Below are 17639 nucleotides of genomic sequence, written 5' to 3'. Positions count from 1 at the left end.
GATTACATGACTCAGGTAATGATTTATGCTTATACAGCAAATAATTTGGGAGATGATCTTTTCATTCATACCATCTGTACACGCTATCCGAAAACAAAGTTCTTATGTTATGCACCTAATAACTATCAAACAACATTTAACTATTTGCCAAACCTAGAGATCATTCCAAATAACCGTCTTTTCAACAAGTTCATTCATGCTTCTTTAAAACCGTTTAACAAAGAACTTTACTTACGGGAGCAATTAGCAAAAACTTGTGAGGTTGGCGTATATATAGGTGGTTCTATTTTTATGGAGCAGACAGGTTGGGAAAAAGAAGCTCAACATGTGCAAACGATGAAAAATTCTCATGACTCGTTTTTCATTTTAGGAGCTAATTTCGGACCGTATCAAAGCAGAAAATTTTATCAGACATACGAAAAAATTTTTCATGGAATAACTGATATTTGTTTTCGGGATCAGCAATCAAAAGAATTATTTACACATTTACCTGTGCGGCAAGCAGCTGATGTCGTTTTCCAATTAAAAGATTCATTTTTTCACGGAAAACCGAAAGAACAGATCCTTATTTCCGTCATTTACCCTTCCATACGAAACGACTTAAAAAAATTTGATGCTTCCTACTTTAAAGGAATAGCCAATGTTAGTATTCATTTAATAAAACAAGGATATGACGTGTTGTTAATGGCTTTTTGTCAAAAGGAAAAAGATCATTTAGCAATGGATGAGATTCTTTCGCTCATTCCAAAAGCGTTGCTTCATAAAGTGAACACTTATGCATATCACACAAATTTGCCAGAAGCACTCTCTAAAATAAACGAGTCTAAGGCCATAATCGCAACAAGATTTCACGCAATGATCCTCGGCTTGGTTTTTCATAAGCCGGTGTTTCCAATTATTTATAGTGAAAAAATGAAGACGGTTTTAGAAGATATAGAGTTTCCGAATTTGTATTCGACGGTACGAAACATCGATTCAGTTACCCCTTCACAAGTAACGAACACATTTCATCAAGAACCAATAGATATCCAAAATTTTATCAAAAGTTCAGACAAGCAGTTTGACATGCTCGATCAATTTTTAGATTAATGTTGAGGGTTTACATGATGAATAAGAAAGAAAAATTATTAAACGATACAATTCTATATGGAATTGCCAATTTCGGGTCATCTGCATTAACTTTTCTCATGCTGCCGTTATATACTCGATATTTTACTCCCAAAGATTTTGGTACATGGGATTTAGCTATTACAACAATTACTTTACTCATCCCATTTATTACATTTGAACTAACAGCTGCTACCTATCGTTGGCTGCTCGATAAGCAAACAAATTATTCAATACAAACGATCATATCGACCGGGTTTATCCAAGTTTTACGGCATTCACTTCTGTTTAATTTGCTTGCAATCTTGTTATTTTTCTTTAGTAATTTTTCTTATAAATGGGAAGCTCTCTTATTGCTTAATGTGATGATTTTTAGTAGTTTTGTTCAACAATGTGCGCGCGGGTTAGGACATAATCGATTATTTGCGACATTAGGAATTATTCAGACATCTATTGTGATAAGTTTAAATTTACTTTTTATCCTATATTTCAAATTAGGGATCGAGGCACTGTTTTATGCAAATAGTATCGCAGGTATATGTATCATTATTCTTGCTTGTTATCGCATGAATTTTATTCAATATCTCCTTAATAGCAGTGTTTCTTGGACGTTGCTTAAGGACTATTTGGCATACGCGATACCAATAATTCCAGCTGCGGCAAGCTGGTGGGTCATGACCATGGCAGATAGATGGATAATTGCGACTTTTTTAGGCGTTTCTGCAAATGGAATTTACGCGATTGCGATTAAGATTCCTGCAGTTCTCTTAATCATCAACTCAGTCTTTTCTTTAGCTTGGAAAGACAGTGCTATTCTTTCATTTCAAGCTAAGGATAAAGATTCATTTTTTTCAAAAACATATGAATACTACTTTCGGCTTATGGCAACTTCTGTTATTTGTTTAATCTTAATTGCAAAACCAGCTATTCGTATTTTTATAGGGAATGAATTTTTTGAAGCATGGAAATATAGTGGATTCATTCTAATTGCAACACTTTTTCACTCGCTAGCATTATTTTGGTCCGCTGGATTCCATGGAGCCAAAAAAACGACTGCCATATTATCTACCTCTATCGTAGGAGCAGTCGTTAATGTAGTATTGAATATATTTTTAATTCACTATCTGGGTCTGTATGCCGTTGCTATTTCGACTTTAATTGCCTTCTTCTTAACTTGGATCATTCGGGTATGGGTCGCAAAAGAACTATTCACCATTACTTTTAATAAATGGGATTTTTTAATTCTTTTTTCTATTATGTTCATCGCCTTATTTATACCGTTCTATGCAAAAAAAATCACATTAGCCGTAAGCATTGTAGGTAGTGTCTTACTATTCTTTATATATAACCGGAAATTAATAACCTCTATTTGGTTCGCTATCATCAAGAGATAGACTTATTTACTTCACTTCGTATCCAAGAATAGAGTTACAAAAATGCTTGAAGAAGTTACTCTTTTTCTCTTCAAGCTATACCTTATTATTTTCCTTTATAGAAGATATAATTGCCTGATAAATCCTCTCACAATTCGAATGATCTTGATATTTAATTACACCAGATATATCAACATCGTAATTTTCAAACTGATGTTTAATTCTATCCTCAATATAATCTATTAACTCTTCCTCATGATAAGCAATTTTACCTATGAAAGTTTCTTCTATTGGACGTAAGATACCATCTTTAAAGAACCGCTTATCATCAAAATGGTAATGTATGACAGGCTTATTCATTAAGATAAAGTCGAAGCTGACACTACTATAGTCCGTTATTAACAAAGCATGTTCAATAAGAAGTTGTTGAACAGACTTAGAACCAAAAGGAATAAAGTTCACTCTTCCACCTATTTCTTCAGCATCTTTTTCAAAGAAATTCTGCGCACGATAATGAGGGTAGAAGTTTAAATAAACATCATATTCCTCCAATATTTTTAATAAGCGTGGATTTTTAATTAAACTTGAATACTTTGCATAATATTTACTTGCCAGAAACCTTTCTTGAGTATTAATCCAATCCCGCCAAGTAGGCATAAGTAATAAATTTTTCGGTGGTTCCGCTTGGATTAGTCTATCAAATCTAGCTAACCCTGTAACTGCTACCTCATTAGGCTCATACCCCCATTGATTCACTACAATATCATCTTTCTCTGGGACACTACTAACAATTATCAAATCAAACGGTTGATCATAATATTTTTTGTTATACTCTACACTCTTTCTTCCTAATACACCATGTTGTAAAAACACTTTTAATGTATTTTCATAATAATAAAATCCTTCGGCCGCTTTATATGGCAATAAATTTTCCAGATCATGCGTCCCTAGTAATACACTTGCTTTTAGCGCTATTTCAAAGTGTTCCTTTGATCCAAACTTTAACACATATGGATTGTCTTTAATTTTTTGATAATCTTCCGAATCGCTTTCTATAACATAATATGCTTGAATATTTGTATTACTGCGAAGCCATTCAAAAAATACTATTCCGTTATCTTGGGCTGTATTATACCTTTCGCCAATCAACCACACGTCTTCTTCTTTTGTTTCTACTGTTTTTGGTATATCAATAAAATGCGGAATTATAAAAGCTTCAATTTTTAAATTGTCGAATGGTGTAGTAGTAATAAGAAAATAACGTTGGTTATTTTTTGCATCCATAATTATTTTACGATCATAATAATTATCCTTTTTATAATCCGCATATATATATTTTATTTTTTCTTTCCTGATAATTTCATTATCCCTGTTTTTAATAACTACGAATAAATCTAATATAGACTTATCTTTATTCTGTAAACCTAGTAAGTCATAGTCCAATAAGTCAATCTTAAATTTACCTTTTATTGGAAGTAATTCTCTTATTTCGGAATCTCGCTCTTCCACACAAAGATAAGCTTTAGGTCTTTCAAAGCCATCTAAAGGTCCTAAATAACCTTTTAGAGTAAAGTCCTTTATTTCGGTAACATATTTTCTAATTCTTGGTCTTCTTATGAATAATCCTAAAGATTTATCCTTTCTCTTATAAAATTTGATAGTCAACAATTCATCTTTATTGTTCTTTAAAATTTTAAGACCATCCTCTACCAAATTTGTTTTGTTTAAATTAAACTGAAATCTTTTAGGCGTATCTCCAGTTAACTCAATAAAAAAACTCTTTTTAAAAAAAGAATGCAACAAATGATTGGTGTCAATAGTCCCTACTAAATGCTCCTTTATAACTTCAATAGGAAAGTTCATTTCATCTCCAGTAGTAGTATCTTTAATTATAAAGTTAAAATTTAAATGAGGAGCCACTTTTGCGACATTTTTTATAATCAATTCAATAGTTTCATCTGATTTACGGTTTAATACTAATTGGTCACATTCTAGAATACGTGGTTTAAATCGAAAATAAAAGTTTAAATTTCTACTCATTATTTCAACAATATGGTTATAGGTATCAAACTCAATTAATTTTTGGTCATATAGTTCTAATGGTTGTAAGTTATTATTTTGATTTATAAAAAATCTCCATAATCCGGTAGAAAATAATTCAAAACCTTCCAGTTGTAATTCTTTTTTATCTGGATCATAATTAGTGGAAATTGCTACTATTTTGCTTCCCCTTATTCCAAAACATTCAACCTCTTGATTAGAAGGTATATGTAAAGATTCATCCTTCACTTCGCAAACGATTTTATCATAACTTACATTGTTCACGCCTACTGTAACAGTTTTTTGACTAAACATATATTCCGAAAACCTATTTACAATTGTAATATCTTTATTAATGTAAGGTTTATAATACTTTTGGTTTGCTATGATATGTGTAAACGAATATTGCCGACCTGGAGTAAGCCACATCCTTTGATTGTTTATATAGATAATGATATTGGATCTATCCCTAATATTTTCCAGAAATGCATAAGGAAGTTTAATCGAAAGTGTTTTATTATCATAAATAAAAGGAATTTCTAATAATTCTTTTTTATTTTCAAAATAAACGTTAATTTCTTTCTTTAACCTGAAAAAATTGATTAATTTTAAATCAAAAATAATTTCACTATTGCTTAACCTATATTGATTAACCACAACTTTTTTAACTAATGATTCTTTCATTTTATATATAATTTTTTTTAGTGACTTCATATTCCATTCTCCTGTAGTCATTTATTATTTCTTACACCTATTATATACATTATTACTTTTCTTAACAAACGACACTGGTTATCAATATTCTCCTTTTATAGCTCTTTTCCTTAACATTTTCTTCTATTTTTCCGATGATAATAGTAGTTTTAACAAATGGAGGTGTTGAGATTATATCATTAATATACCAAATTAATAGTTTAGGAGGAGTGATTAATATTTTTTAGAAATAAGGTTAGCATCACCATAGTAACTCTTATCTTTATTCTGCATTCAGTACTATTTCCGATCGGTATTTTAGCAAGTGAAACTACAGAGATTGAACCGAATAGTCTAGAAAAAACTAAAGGATATATTGTGACAGATGAAGGAGAAGAAGTTCCTTTATATGAAGATGACAATGAATCTATATAGTAACGTTCTTGCTTTTTTAAAGAAAATGATGAAGTAATTGTTATTGAAACTCTTGACGATTATTCTTTAATAAAATTGATGACATATTGACTGGTTACCTTGACAATAAAAATTTATATATTGAAAATGATCTCTCCAAAAAAAGTGATATTCCTAAGAATCAGAGAGTGAACAGTCGACTGACAAAGGCAACGAATCCACAACCAACAACTCAATTGATCAAGATACCGAACTAGAAGATAATCAAGAACGAGAAAGTAATCAAAAAAATTCGATGATGTTGACCAGCCAACAGGATTTACTGTTCAGTCGAAAAAGTCAAACGAATTTTCAAGGCAATCAACTATGCAAAATGTTTATTATCAATGGGTTATTTTCTCCAAATGGTTTTCATGAATCCACACTTGATATCGTGCTAATTTTCCTTTATACCATACATTTCTACCTACTAAATCTGTCTGATTCACCTTGAATTCTTCTCCTTTAAATAAGCTTAATTTTTCAATAAGACAATTTTTTTTCCCACCCCACGGCATATTAAATGCTTTACCGGTTCCTTTTACTATAAACAACTTAGGATCATGATCTACTTCTACGTGTCGATGAACTGACAAATCCGTTGCTTTCATCCATCCAATAATACCATGTAATGAGCTAGGCTTATTACTTAACAAATAAAACAATTGCTCATTATACGTGGCCTGCTTTTTTACATGGTACACTTTATTTTTATATTTATTTGATGATTCTCCATTTGTTATATCTTGAACTGATGAATATATATAGGATTCACCAGCTCGAATATGGCCCAATACACTGATTGGTCTTTCAAAATAGTCATTTTTTATTTTCCTTCGATGAAAATCATCTATTTCTAACTTATGGTTTATTTCTACACCATTTAACATTTTGTGTTGATTTTCTATTGCTGCCTTTCTATATGCTTCTCGCTCTTTTTTCTTCATTACTTGCCATTTTTTTAAGAAATTTTCATATTTGGGAATAACTTTCTCCACTGTACCATATTCCTTAACCATGCCAAATTCCAACCAAAGTATTTTTTCACAAAACTTTTTCATTTGACTAATAGAATGACTAACGAAAATCATTGTTTTTCCGTCTCTTTTAAACTCTTTCATTTTATTTAAACTTTTTTCTGCAAAGGCTTTATCCCCAACAGACAATGCTTCATCGATAATTAATATATCTGGATTAACATTTACCGATATAGCAAAACCAAGTCGAGATCTCATTCCACTTGAATATGATTTAACAGGTTGATCTATAAATTTCTCTAATTCGGAAAACTCAATTATATTAGGCTCTAAAACCTTTATTTCATCTTTATTAAAACCTAACATTAACAGCTTTAGTTCGATATTATCTCTACCCGATAAATCATTCTTTAGTCCAGCAGCAACCGCAATTAAAGATACTTGACCATTAACTTTAACCGAGCCTGATGTCTCTGGAACAATTCCTGCAATAATATTTGATAAGGTGGATTTACCAGATCCGTTGATTCCTATGAATCCGACTACTTCTCCATGATTCGCTTCAAAATTTACACTTGTTAAGGCATAAAAATCTTCACCATAATTATTAGGAGAAACTAGATCTAATAACCGTTGTTTTGTATTTTTATATAATTTATATTTTTTCGTTATTCTATTAACAATAATTGCTTTTTCCATTTTCATCACTTGCCCTTATAAATAATCAATGAAATGTCTTCTAAATTTCATATGCAGCTTTGACCCAAATAATTTATCCCTTTAGCTATTAAACACTTTATTTATAACTCGCTCAGTCGCTTGTCCATCTTCTAAATAGCTAAAATCTTTATTGAAAGCATTGATTTTTTCATCGAAAATATAACCTTGATTTAATTTCTTAATCTCTCTAATTAAATCTTCCGTATTTTTAACAAGGGGGCCAGGAGCATGTTGTTCAATATTAAAGTAAAATCCCCGTAGATTGTCACGATATTCCTCAATATCATAGACATAAAAAATCATTGGTCTTTTTAAAATAGCATAATCAAAAAAAACCGAAGAATAATCTGTTATCAATAAATCCGCAATTAAATAAAGCTCCCGAATATCTTCATGACATGATAAATCATAAACAAACCCTTCATAATCAGTTAAATTAAGGTTCTCAGAAATTAAATAGTGTAATCTTAATACAATGATATATTCGTCAGATAATTTCTCTTTTAATAAATTTAAATCCATTTGAATATCAAACTTATAACGACCACGGTCATAAAACTGATTATCCCGCCATGTCGGTGCATATAGAATTACCTTTTTATCTAAAGGGATGTTTGTTTCAAATTTAATTCTCTCTATTTCATTTTTATTATTTTCATTTACTAAATAGTCATTTCTCGGGTACCCTGACTCTACGATTTCCTTTTCAAACTTAAATGCTCTCTTAAATATTACCGTTGAATATTCATTGGGTGAAATTAAATAATCCCATTTTTTTGCTTCCGTGACAAAATTCCCTTTATAATTTTCGGTACTAGTCCCTGGCATACGAATTTCATCAATATCTACTGCAAGCTTTTTTAACGGGGTTCCATGCCATGTTTGTATATATACTGTGTCTTTTGGCTTAGGTATCCATAACGGCAAGCGACTGTTTGTTACCCAAAATTTTGCTCGGTTCATTAAATACATCCATTTAAATGAGAATCTTTTAACAATCTTTATATTATGTTCTTTAAATTTATAAACAGACTTCCGTTCAATACTCCAATACATTCTGTAATCTGGATAATTATCTAGTAGATATTCGTAAATAGCACGGGGATTATCACTAAATTGTTTCCCCAAGAAACTTTCAAATATAATAACTTTATTATGTTTTTTTATTAATATACCCATGGCGGTAAAAAGCGTTTTATAAATAAGCAATAAAATATGTTTAATAAACTTCATCTGACTCACCTGTATATTTGCCAACTTCTTATTAGAAAATATCCTTATTTTTAAAATGTTCTGCTTAACGTTAAACATGTGGCACTTACCTTTATCCAGTAGCACCTTTAGTCTTGAATTATTCCGCAATTTAATATTTATTGGATCTTTCTACACTTTAAATACTCTCTAATTATACTCGAATTATCCACAGAAATAAACTATTGCTTTTCTAAAGATAAATCGCGATACCGTCTAAACTGGAATGACCATTTATAATTGAATAAATTGGAAATTTATTGTCCCTTCATTTGCGGAGAGAAAAGAACTATCCAATATACAGGATGTAAATACTCCGAACATCTAGTTTAATAAAATTTTACCATATTACCTAGGAATTAATGTTCAATCACCTTCGTAATTTGGCATAAATTAATATGTCGCACTACTTTAGACATAAATCATTTAATAGATAGTAATTTACTATATTTGGCTTATAATAAAATTATATTAATTCGAATTATTCATGTCTTTTAGAAGTACATCTTTTCTTTTATTACATAATTACAAGGAGATGCCATAATGAAAAATATATTAATTAGGTCTGGAATTTCCCCATTGGATACTTTTGATGCTGCATATATGATAGATAAAAACTCTATTGGAGGGAATGTAGGTAATTTAATATATGCCTATAGCGTTTATCGAACATTAATGAAAGAAGATACTAAAATAGATCCTGACTATTACAGTACGGATCCAAACAGAGCTGATGAAATAAATGAAAAGTATGACGCATATGTAATACCTTTAGCTGATGCTTTTCGTCCAGACTTTATCCCATTATTACGTAGATATACTAAATTAATTAAGAAGCTTAAAATTCCTGTATTTGTTATTGGAGTAGGACTTCGAGCGCCATTTGAACCAAAGTTAAATGAAGGTTTTCCGTTTGATAAAGATGTAAAAGCTTTTGTCAGTGCCATTTTGGAAAAGTCTAATATGATCGGTCTTTGGGGTGAAATAACATCTGAATATCTGACTCGTCTTGGTTTTCGCGAGGGTGTGGATCACACCGTTATAGGGAGCCCGTCAATGTATACTTTCGGTCGAGAGTTAAAAATAAGAGATACAACCTTAACAAATGATTCAATCGTATGTGTAAACTCCTCAATGCTTTCTCCAAAAAATGTACTAGATTTTATATCAAGGAGTATGGTTAGATTCCCAAATTACTATTTTATTCCACAATGGCTCAAAGAAATGAAGCTTGTTTACTCTGGTTCACCTTTAGTTTCTAATGAGTTTGTAAATTATCCGACTAGTAATTCACATCCAGCGTATATGAACAATCGGGTTCGTTTTTTCTTAAATGCTCCCACATGGATAGACTTTATGAAGCAAGCTGATTTCAGTTTTGGCGCTAGATTACATGGTAATGTAACGGCTACAATTGCTGGAACTCCTAGCATCGTTATTCCAAAAGACGCACGAATGAGGGAGTTAGCTGAATATCATAATTTAACCCGAGTATGGTGGAACAGCATTACGGAAGAAACTAACATTGAAGATTTAATAGAAACTGCAGATTTTCACGCACCGGAAAAAGTGCAGGCTAAAAATTTTGATCATTTTATAGATTTTTTAAATAAAAATAATATTCCACATATATATGAAGAAAACTTGAACCCTGATCCAGCACCATTGGATAAAAACATTACGGAAATTACATTAAAAATGCCCCTACAACCTATAGCCGGCTGTAAGAAAGAGGATATCATCGAACGTTGGAATGTAACTAGTTCAATGTACGAGGAAGAAAATAAACTGCTGAAAAAACAACTAAGAAATATAAATGAAGAAAAACACAAAATGGAGAAAAAAATTAGGAAGGAAGAAGAAGCTAAACGTATTATTATTGAAAAAAAGTTTATAAATCAAGAAAAAAAATTAAGAAATACCTTGATTAAAAAAGAAACAAAAATCAAACAACTTGAAAATGCATTAAACCGAACTCCAGTAAAATTAACGCTAAAAGCTATAAATAAATTAAAGCTTAAATAGTTACTATTCGTGCGTGTTCAAAACTCCTATATCTTTACAGACACCGCAATGTATAAAAATGAGGGCATGCGGTTTAATTTTGAGCTACCTGTTAATCATGATATTACAGAGACTGTGATCATACAGGTTTTTAAAGATCACCTCTATCGCGAAGTACGGTTACATACAACCTCTCCACGTTTTAGGAGGATGCATGGTGAGCACCTTAGTCGAAACAGGTATGATATGTTAACTTTACTTACGATAGACACAAGTAGTCTAGAGAACGGAAACAAGTCCTAACAAATACGAAAGGGACAGTATAAAAGCATTTGTTTTAATAAGATTAATTTCCAAGAAAAGTAAAATTACTTTTTTTGGAGGGGTGCTTTTTTGCGCCAAAATTAGAGCAGAAGTCAATTTTCGTATAAAAAGGAGGATAAAAAGGATCAAGAAGTTCGAACGGCGCAGTTTCGAGCAGCGGAATGTATGCATTTAGATACATGAGCAAAGATCTGGCACGCAAGAAAAGTGATCTTCTTTTCCAAGGAAACGCTTCAGCACGCAGAAAAAGTGCTTTCCTTTTTCAAGGAGCAAAGAAACAAGCCAACCAAGAAGAAATTCGCAGTGTCATTTTTACCGGACTTTTTGAACATCCTCTATTATTGTGAGCAACTATTTTTAGAAGTAAATATTAATAACTACTAAATCACTTTATAAAATACCCTGACGATTATTTAAATCGACAGGGTAAATATTATCTTATTTAGTTCTAAACATATTTGCAGTTTTTAAAGCTAAACGTACAGACTTTCTATTCATTGTACCTTCAAGATACTTTATCCTTTTATTCTTTTGGGCTATTTCTCTTTTGTGTTTTTTGGCTTGTCTTTTCTTTCTTCTCGCTTCCTTCTCAGCTGCTAGTGGGTAATATTTTTCCCATCTAGCTACCATTTCTTCCATTGAAATACCACTAACCGGCGTGATAGGTGGTTTGAGTTCAACTTCAGACAATCTTTCTTCTAATGTAATTTTCGTTGGATTCATACCATCCTGATAAATATGAGGAATTTTATTTTTATCCAAAAATCTTATAAAATTCTCAAAGTTTTTAGCCTGTACTTTTTCGGGAGCCTTAAAGTCAGCGGATTCGATTAAGTCTTCAAGTTTAGTTTCATCTGTAATTTCATTCCACCATACTCGAGTTAAATTATGATATTCAGCTAACTCCCTCATTCTTGCATCTTTTGGAATAATGATACTTGGAGTTCCAGCAATTGTAGCTGTTACATTACCATGTAATCTAGCGCCAAAACTTAAATCTGCTTGCTTCATAAAGTCTATCCATGTTGGTGCATTTAAGAAGAAGCGAACCCGATTGTTCATATAGGCTGGATGTGACATCTTAGCTGGATAGTTTTCTGCATTTCCAGGAATAGATGGAGAGCCAGTATAAACTAATGTCATTTCTTTTAGCCACTGTGGGATAAAATAATAGTTTTGATATTCCTCCATGCCTCTTGAAATAAATTTTAATATGTTTTCAGGCGATCTCATGGATGAATTGACACAGATCATTGAATCTTTCGTTATATTTGTCTCTCTTATTTTTAAGTCCGGTCCAAAAGTATACATTGATGGGCAACCTATAACTGTATGGTCCACACCCTCACGAAAACCAAGACGAGTCAGATATTGAGATGTGATTTCGCCACGGAGGCCGATCATATTAGACTTTTCCAAAACGGCACTAACAAAAGCTTTTACATCTTTATCAAACGGAAAACCTTCATTTAACTTTGGTTCAAATGGCGCTCGAAGCCCTACTCCAATAACAAATACAGGAATTTTAAGCTTCTTAATTAGTTTAGTATATCTACGTAATAATGGGATAAAGTCTGGACGAAAAGCATCAGCTAAAGGTATTACATATGCGTCATACTTTTCATTTATTTCATCAGCTCTGTTTGGATCCGTACTGTAATAGTCAGGATCTATTTTAGTATCTTCTTTCATTAATGTTCGATAAACGCTATAGGCATATATTAAATTACCTACATTCCCTCCAATAGAGTTTTTATCTATCATATATGCAGCATCAAAAGTATCCAATGGGGAAATTCCAGACCTAATTAATATATTTTTCAAATTAAAACTCTCCTTATTTTATATAAAGCAATTTAAATAGATAAAACTTATTCATCTTCTTCTTCATAAAATGATCTTTCAAAAAGCTCAATTCTTGATTTAGGAGGTTCCAATATTATATCCGGTTTTTCTTCTTTTTCATATTCTGATTCTAAGCTTGGAATAATTACTTCATCTACTACATTTTTAGAAGCCCTTCCTAATGTTCCATTAAAGAAATAACGTACAAATGGTTTGATTTTATCCAACTCAAACTTCTCATCCAGAATTGTTTCCACTATTTCTTCTGTAGACTTCACGAGTGGTCCTGGTATAAAACTAAAATAATCGTAATAAAAATCACGAGTTCTCACATATTCTTCCACATCAAACGCAAAAAATAACATAGGTTTTTCCAAAAGAGCATATTCAAAACATACAGATGAGTAATCAGTTATTAAAACGTCAGTCACTAATAATAAGTCGTTAATTTCCCTAAAATCGCTGAAATCATAGAAAAAGTCTGCATACTCATAAGGGATTAATAGTTTATTATTAACAAATGGATGAATTTTAAATAAAAAGACGTACTCATCACTTAAATCTTCATAAAGTTTTTTAAAATCGAGAACGTGAAATGGAAAATGGGCAGAAGCTTGTCCATTTCCCCTAAAAGTAGGTGCAAATAGTATAACTTTTTTCTCTTTTAAAAAAGGGTATTTATTATATAATGTTTTTCTAACATATTCTTTATACTCTTCATCAAAAAATATATCAGAACGCGGTACGCCTGTAGGAAAAACTTTATCAACAGTTATACCAAAACCTTCCGCATAATGGTCACGTACACCCTCGCTACTTACTGTCACTTTTGTGTAATTTCGATGGTTTTTAGATTTGGGTGATGGACCACCCGGCCTGCCAATTCGGCTAAATCCAAAGGTTTTAAAAGCACCCGCAGCATGCCAAACCTGAATTAAATCGGAGTTTCTTCTAATAGTTAAGGGATAAATTAAAGGGTAAAAGTCATCCAATAATATTATTTTTGAAGTAGCAAAGTGATACGCCATTTTAATTAGTCTATAGAATGATTTCCTATTGTCTATCCGCTCATTAAAAATAAATTTTATATCTAAATTTAAATTTCTATTATAAAGTTCTTCATAAACAAAGTATAGGTTACCGTTTAACTCCGTACGACTATCGGAAGCGAATGAGATTTTTTTCTTATTAATCGGTAGGATACTAAATAAAATATAAAACAGTTTAAAGAACCTTCTCTTTATAGATTGTACATATTTATTTTCAGGTCTTACCCTATTATCTTCAGATAGCTCTTGAGGGTTATATGATTGAAGTAAGGTATTTTCAAGTCTTAATGTTTTATGCCTAGCATCAAAAGACGCTATTAAATTGTATTTCATTATACTAGTCGATGAAAAATAGTGTAAATGAGTCGTTACCATTCCGTTTGTTAAAAAGTCTTTTACTGTTGATAATGGCACTGTCTTTACATATTTAACATCGTCATTTTCATTTAACAATTGTTCTAACTTTATATAAACACTATAATGACCTTTTTCTAATGGCTTACCCTTTGTAAGTGTAGCTAAATCGAGAGAAACCCTAAATCCACCCAATGAATCTTTATCTTTAATTTTAGATTTTATATGATTGGTGACTTCTTTAAGTTTACAATTATCCAGAGGTATCTCAACAATATGCATATTGATAATTTCCTTATCAGATAACTCTTGAAATTCTTCATTATCTATATGCTCTTTTCGAAAATGTTTGATATCAACTTCAGGAACAAGCATTAACGTTTTTCTAATTTTGTCTTCTGAATATGAATATAATCCTTCAATTGAAACATAACCTGCTATTTCTAAAGTTGAACCAACAATAGAAAAATGAGTAAGATCATATATAACTGGAGAGTCTGTTCGGATTATTGCTTCTTCGTTATCAATTGGGGAACTTAACATGAGTTCAACCTCTTTCTAGCTATAAATAAAATGAGTTACTATTTTTTTAGATACATCTTTTGTGTTATCAAAGTTAAAATGAACCATACGTGATGTATCAAGATGTTCGTCTTTCCTTCTAGAGTTTATCCAGTTTACCAAACTTTCTTGATCTGTTATTACCGTCCCATCTGAGATTGTTTCTATATCTTGATAAAAACCTCGGTTCATTCTATATTCATCAATATCTGGTACAAAATGAGCAAATGGTCTTTCTAATAAAGAATAGTCAAAGATAGAAGAAGAGTAATCAGTAATAAATGCATCCGCTATTAACATCCATTCATTAATAGAGTATTTACTAATCACAGTTACATTAGCTATACTTTCTAACTTGACTATTTCTCTTTTAGGCATATATGGATGTGCCTTAAAAAAAACATGTATATCGTCTCTTATATTCTTCATAATATTACAAAGTATGCCAACAATATCGATATCAGATTCCTTTTGAGTTCCTTTAGCCCGATAAGTTGGTGCGACTAATATATTAACATATTTTCTACCTTTAATAATGGGATATTCCATGCTCAACTTACTTATAACCTGCGTTATTTGATTTTTATTCTTAAAAAGATCAATTCTAGGAATACCCAACGGATAAATCTTGGATTCTAACATATTAAATGCTTCTGCATAAAAAGGTACAGCATTTTTTGATGAAACATATACATGGGTATAATTTGAATGTATGGGTATTAATTTTAAATAAGTGTTTCTTGGCCCAAACCGGGTGCCGATTGTACTATAACCAACTTTTTTAAACGCTCCTGCAGCATGCCATAATTGAATAATTTTTAGCCGTTTATTTGGTTTAATTAAATATACAGGTAGATAATAATCATCTAAAATTAGGTATTGTGCGTTACTTATCACAGCAACTTCACTGAACAACTTAAGATTCATCCTGTTTTCGGCGTAAACAAAATGAATCTTAACTCCGTCCAATTGTTTAATTAATTCTTGATAAATAAATTGCAAGTTACCTTCAAGTTCTTTGCCTCGCGATAAAACAAATACGGCTTTCTTGTTATTATGTTTTTTAATTCGCGTCATTAGGTTATAGTATGTTTTAATGAGCACTTTATAAAATATAATAACAATTTTTTTAGTGGTCACTCAAATCATCCATTTCATAACAGTTTTCCCCCAAGAACTTGATAAATCACTTTCAAAAGCCCCTGTAATATCCTCTATTCTTCGTACAGTATGAACTTCCCCAACTAAAGTCCCTAAATAATGAATAATATCCGAATGCTCTTTATAAATATCTACTGTTTTCTGGAAGTCGACCGCACCACTTCTACTACTACCAATTAAAGTGAGGCCTTTTTCTAATACCATTCTTGTATTTACTTCAATTGGATACTCACTAACACCAAGCAAACAAATAACACCTTCTGGATTGATATGATCAATAATTTGAGCTACCGCATATTGGCTACCTTTCCCACCGGCACATTCAATAGCATGATCTATTTTAAGGTCTTCTGGTATCGCATCTATTTTTATCGCCTCATCAACAAATGAAAAATGATTCATTTTATAATCAGTTTTTCCAAAAATAATTACCTTACTTTCAGGATATAACTTTTTTAAAAACAGACAAGTAATATATCCTAGATTTCCATCTCCCCAAACGCCAAATACTTCCCTATGAGCGTGTGCTTTTTGCTCAAAGCGTCTTAGGGCATGAGTCGTAATTGTAACAAGTTCTGTAAATGCTGCAACATTTAAATCCATGTTTTGAGGCAGTTCGATTAAACGATCTACATCTGAAAATATATAATCTTGCATAAATCCATCATAGCCACTAGATCTGAATCTGCTTGTTCTTAAATAATTTTCAGCGATATATTGGTTCGATTCTGTAGGTAAATTAGGTACCATTACAACTTTTGTTCCCACAGTAAACGTTTTCGTAGGATCAAATACAACTTCTCCAACACCCTCATGAATTAATGCCATTGGTAGCTTTTCACGCATAGCTTTTTCGCCACGTGTTCCTGTGTAGTACCTTTGATCTGCAGCACAAATTGAAAGATGTGTAGGTCGTACAACAACTTGATTGGCTGTAATTGTCTTATCTTTATACGTTACCTCAAATTGTCTAGGAGAAACTAAACGATACACTTGGTTAATCATTTATCTAAACTTCCTTTTATTATTGAGTTTGCTACATTCAAATCATAAGGGGTAGTAATTTTAATATTAAATAGTTCCCCTTTTACTAACTTTACCTTTCTACCTTTAATTGTGAAAATTTTACAAGCATCAGTTAAAATTTCTTTTTCATCATCTAAAAGCTCATTGTATAGTTCTTTCAACGTTTTGATAGAAAAAGTTTGTGGTGTTTGACCTTGAAACATAATATCTCGTCTAGGTATATCACTAATAAATTTTTGGTCACTTGATTCAACAATTGTATCGATTGCTTCTATAACGGTATCTACCGCTCCATATTCTAGTCCCATGTCAATATTCTCTTCTATAATACGATGAGTTAAAAACGGTCTTACTGCATCATGTGTTACTAAAATATCATTATCTTCTAAACCGTTTTCGTTTTCAATATAATCAATAATATTCATAATAGTGTCGTTTCTTTCACTACCGCCCTCAACGACTACCACTTTGGGGAGATCTATTTGAAACTTTTTTAAAATATCTTGCGTATAGTTTAACCACTCTTTTGGTGAAGCTATAATAACCTTATCGAAACGAGGGTTTAATACAAACTTTTCCACAGTATGTACTAGAATAGGTTTGTCATTCAATAATAAGAATTGTTTTGGCATTGGAACATTTCCCATTCGAGTACCTTGCCCGCCCGCCAAAATTCCAGCATAAATCACTATAAACACCTC

11 protein-coding genes are annotated in these 17639 nt (G+C 31.4%); 3 read left to right on the top strand and 8 right to left on the bottom strand.

Features of this window, described 5'->3' with window-relative positions:
- Window positions 1–6 precede the first annotated feature (6 nt).
- Window positions 7–1089 carry a polysaccharide pyruvyl transferase family protein gene (locus SPD89_RS06515; RefSeq protein WP_336261146.1) on the top strand — a complete coding sequence of 361 codons (1083 nt, stop codon included), beginning with the start codon at window positions 7–9 and terminating at the stop codon, window positions 1087–1089.
- A 14-nt stretch (window positions 1090–1103) separates the two neighbouring features.
- Window positions 1104–2501, top strand: a complete 1398-nt coding sequence (locus SPD89_RS06510) for an oligosaccharide flippase family protein (protein ID WP_336261145.1) — start codon at window positions 1104–1106, stop codon at window positions 2499–2501.
- 75 nt (window positions 2502–2576) lie between these two features.
- Here the strand turns inward: SPD89_RS06510 and SPD89_RS06505 are convergent, their stop codons facing one another.
- From SPD89_RS06505 to SPD89_RS06495, 3 genes are all read right to left on the bottom strand, one after another.
- Entirely contained in the window at window positions 2577–5234 is a 2658-nt protein-coding gene (locus SPD89_RS06505; RefSeq protein WP_336261144.1) for a CDP-glycerol glycerophosphotransferase family protein, read from the bottom strand.
- A 776-nt stretch (window positions 5235–6010) separates the two neighbouring features.
- Window positions 6011–7348, bottom strand: a complete 1338-nt coding sequence (tagH, locus tag SPD89_RS06500) for a teichoic acids export ABC transporter ATP-binding subunit TagH (RefSeq protein ID WP_336261143.1) — start codon at window positions 7346–7348, stop codon at window positions 6011–6013.
- 75 nt (window positions 7349–7423) lie between these two features.
- Window positions 7424–8596 (bottom strand): CDP-glycerol glycerophosphotransferase family protein, encoded by a 1173-nt coding sequence (locus tag SPD89_RS06495; RefSeq protein ID WP_336261142.1) that lies wholly within the window; start codon window positions 8594–8596, stop codon window positions 7424–7426.
- A gap of 561 nt (window positions 8597–9157) precedes the next feature.
- On the opposite strand from SPD89_RS06495, the gene SPD89_RS06490 reads away from it, so the two are divergent.
- Window positions 9158–10639, top strand: coding sequence for a polysaccharide pyruvyl transferase family protein (locus SPD89_RS06490; RefSeq protein ID WP_336261141.1), 1482 nt, complete (start codon window positions 9158–9160; stop codon window positions 10637–10639).
- 741 nt (window positions 10640–11380) lie between these two features.
- Here SPD89_RS06490 and SPD89_RS06485 read toward each other — a convergent pair.
- Genes SPD89_RS06485 through SPD89_RS06465 form a run of 5 tightly spaced genes read right to left on the bottom strand, consistent with a single transcriptional unit; the run spans window position 11381 to window position 17627 of the window.
- Window positions 11381–12766, bottom strand: a complete 1386-nt coding sequence (locus tag SPD89_RS06485; protein WP_336261140.1) for a polysaccharide pyruvyl transferase family protein — start codon at window positions 12764–12766, stop codon at window positions 11381–11383.
- Between the two features lie 47 nt (window positions 12767–12813).
- A complete protein-coding gene (locus SPD89_RS06480; RefSeq protein ID WP_336261139.1) occupies window positions 12814–14733 on the bottom strand; it encodes a CDP-glycerol glycerophosphotransferase family protein in 1920 nt (639 codons plus the stop codon).
- 15 nt (window positions 14734–14748) lie between these two features.
- Complete coding sequence (locus SPD89_RS06475; RefSeq protein ID WP_336261138.1) at window positions 14749–15891, bottom strand: CDP-glycerol glycerophosphotransferase family protein; 1143 nt, start codon at window positions 15889–15891, stop codon at window positions 14749–14751.
- Window positions 15892–16917, bottom strand: a complete 1026-nt coding sequence (locus SPD89_RS06470; protein ID WP_336261137.1) for a ribitol-5-phosphate dehydrogenase — start codon at window positions 16915–16917, stop codon at window positions 15892–15894.
- Window positions 16914–17627, bottom strand: a complete 714-nt coding sequence (locus SPD89_RS06465; protein ID WP_336261136.1) for an IspD/TarI family cytidylyltransferase — start codon at window positions 17625–17627, stop codon at window positions 16914–16916. The genes SPD89_RS06470 and SPD89_RS06465 overlap by 4 nt, the downstream gene beginning before the upstream one ends.
- Between the last annotated feature and the right edge of the window lie 12 nt (window positions 17628–17639).

Source organism: Pseudogracilibacillus sp. SO30301A (assembly GCF_037072025.1).
Classification (GTDB): Bacteria; Bacillota; Bacilli; order Bacillales; family Amphibacillaceae; genus Pseudogracilibacillus.
This window is presented reverse-complemented; position numbering and strand designations above follow the sequence as displayed.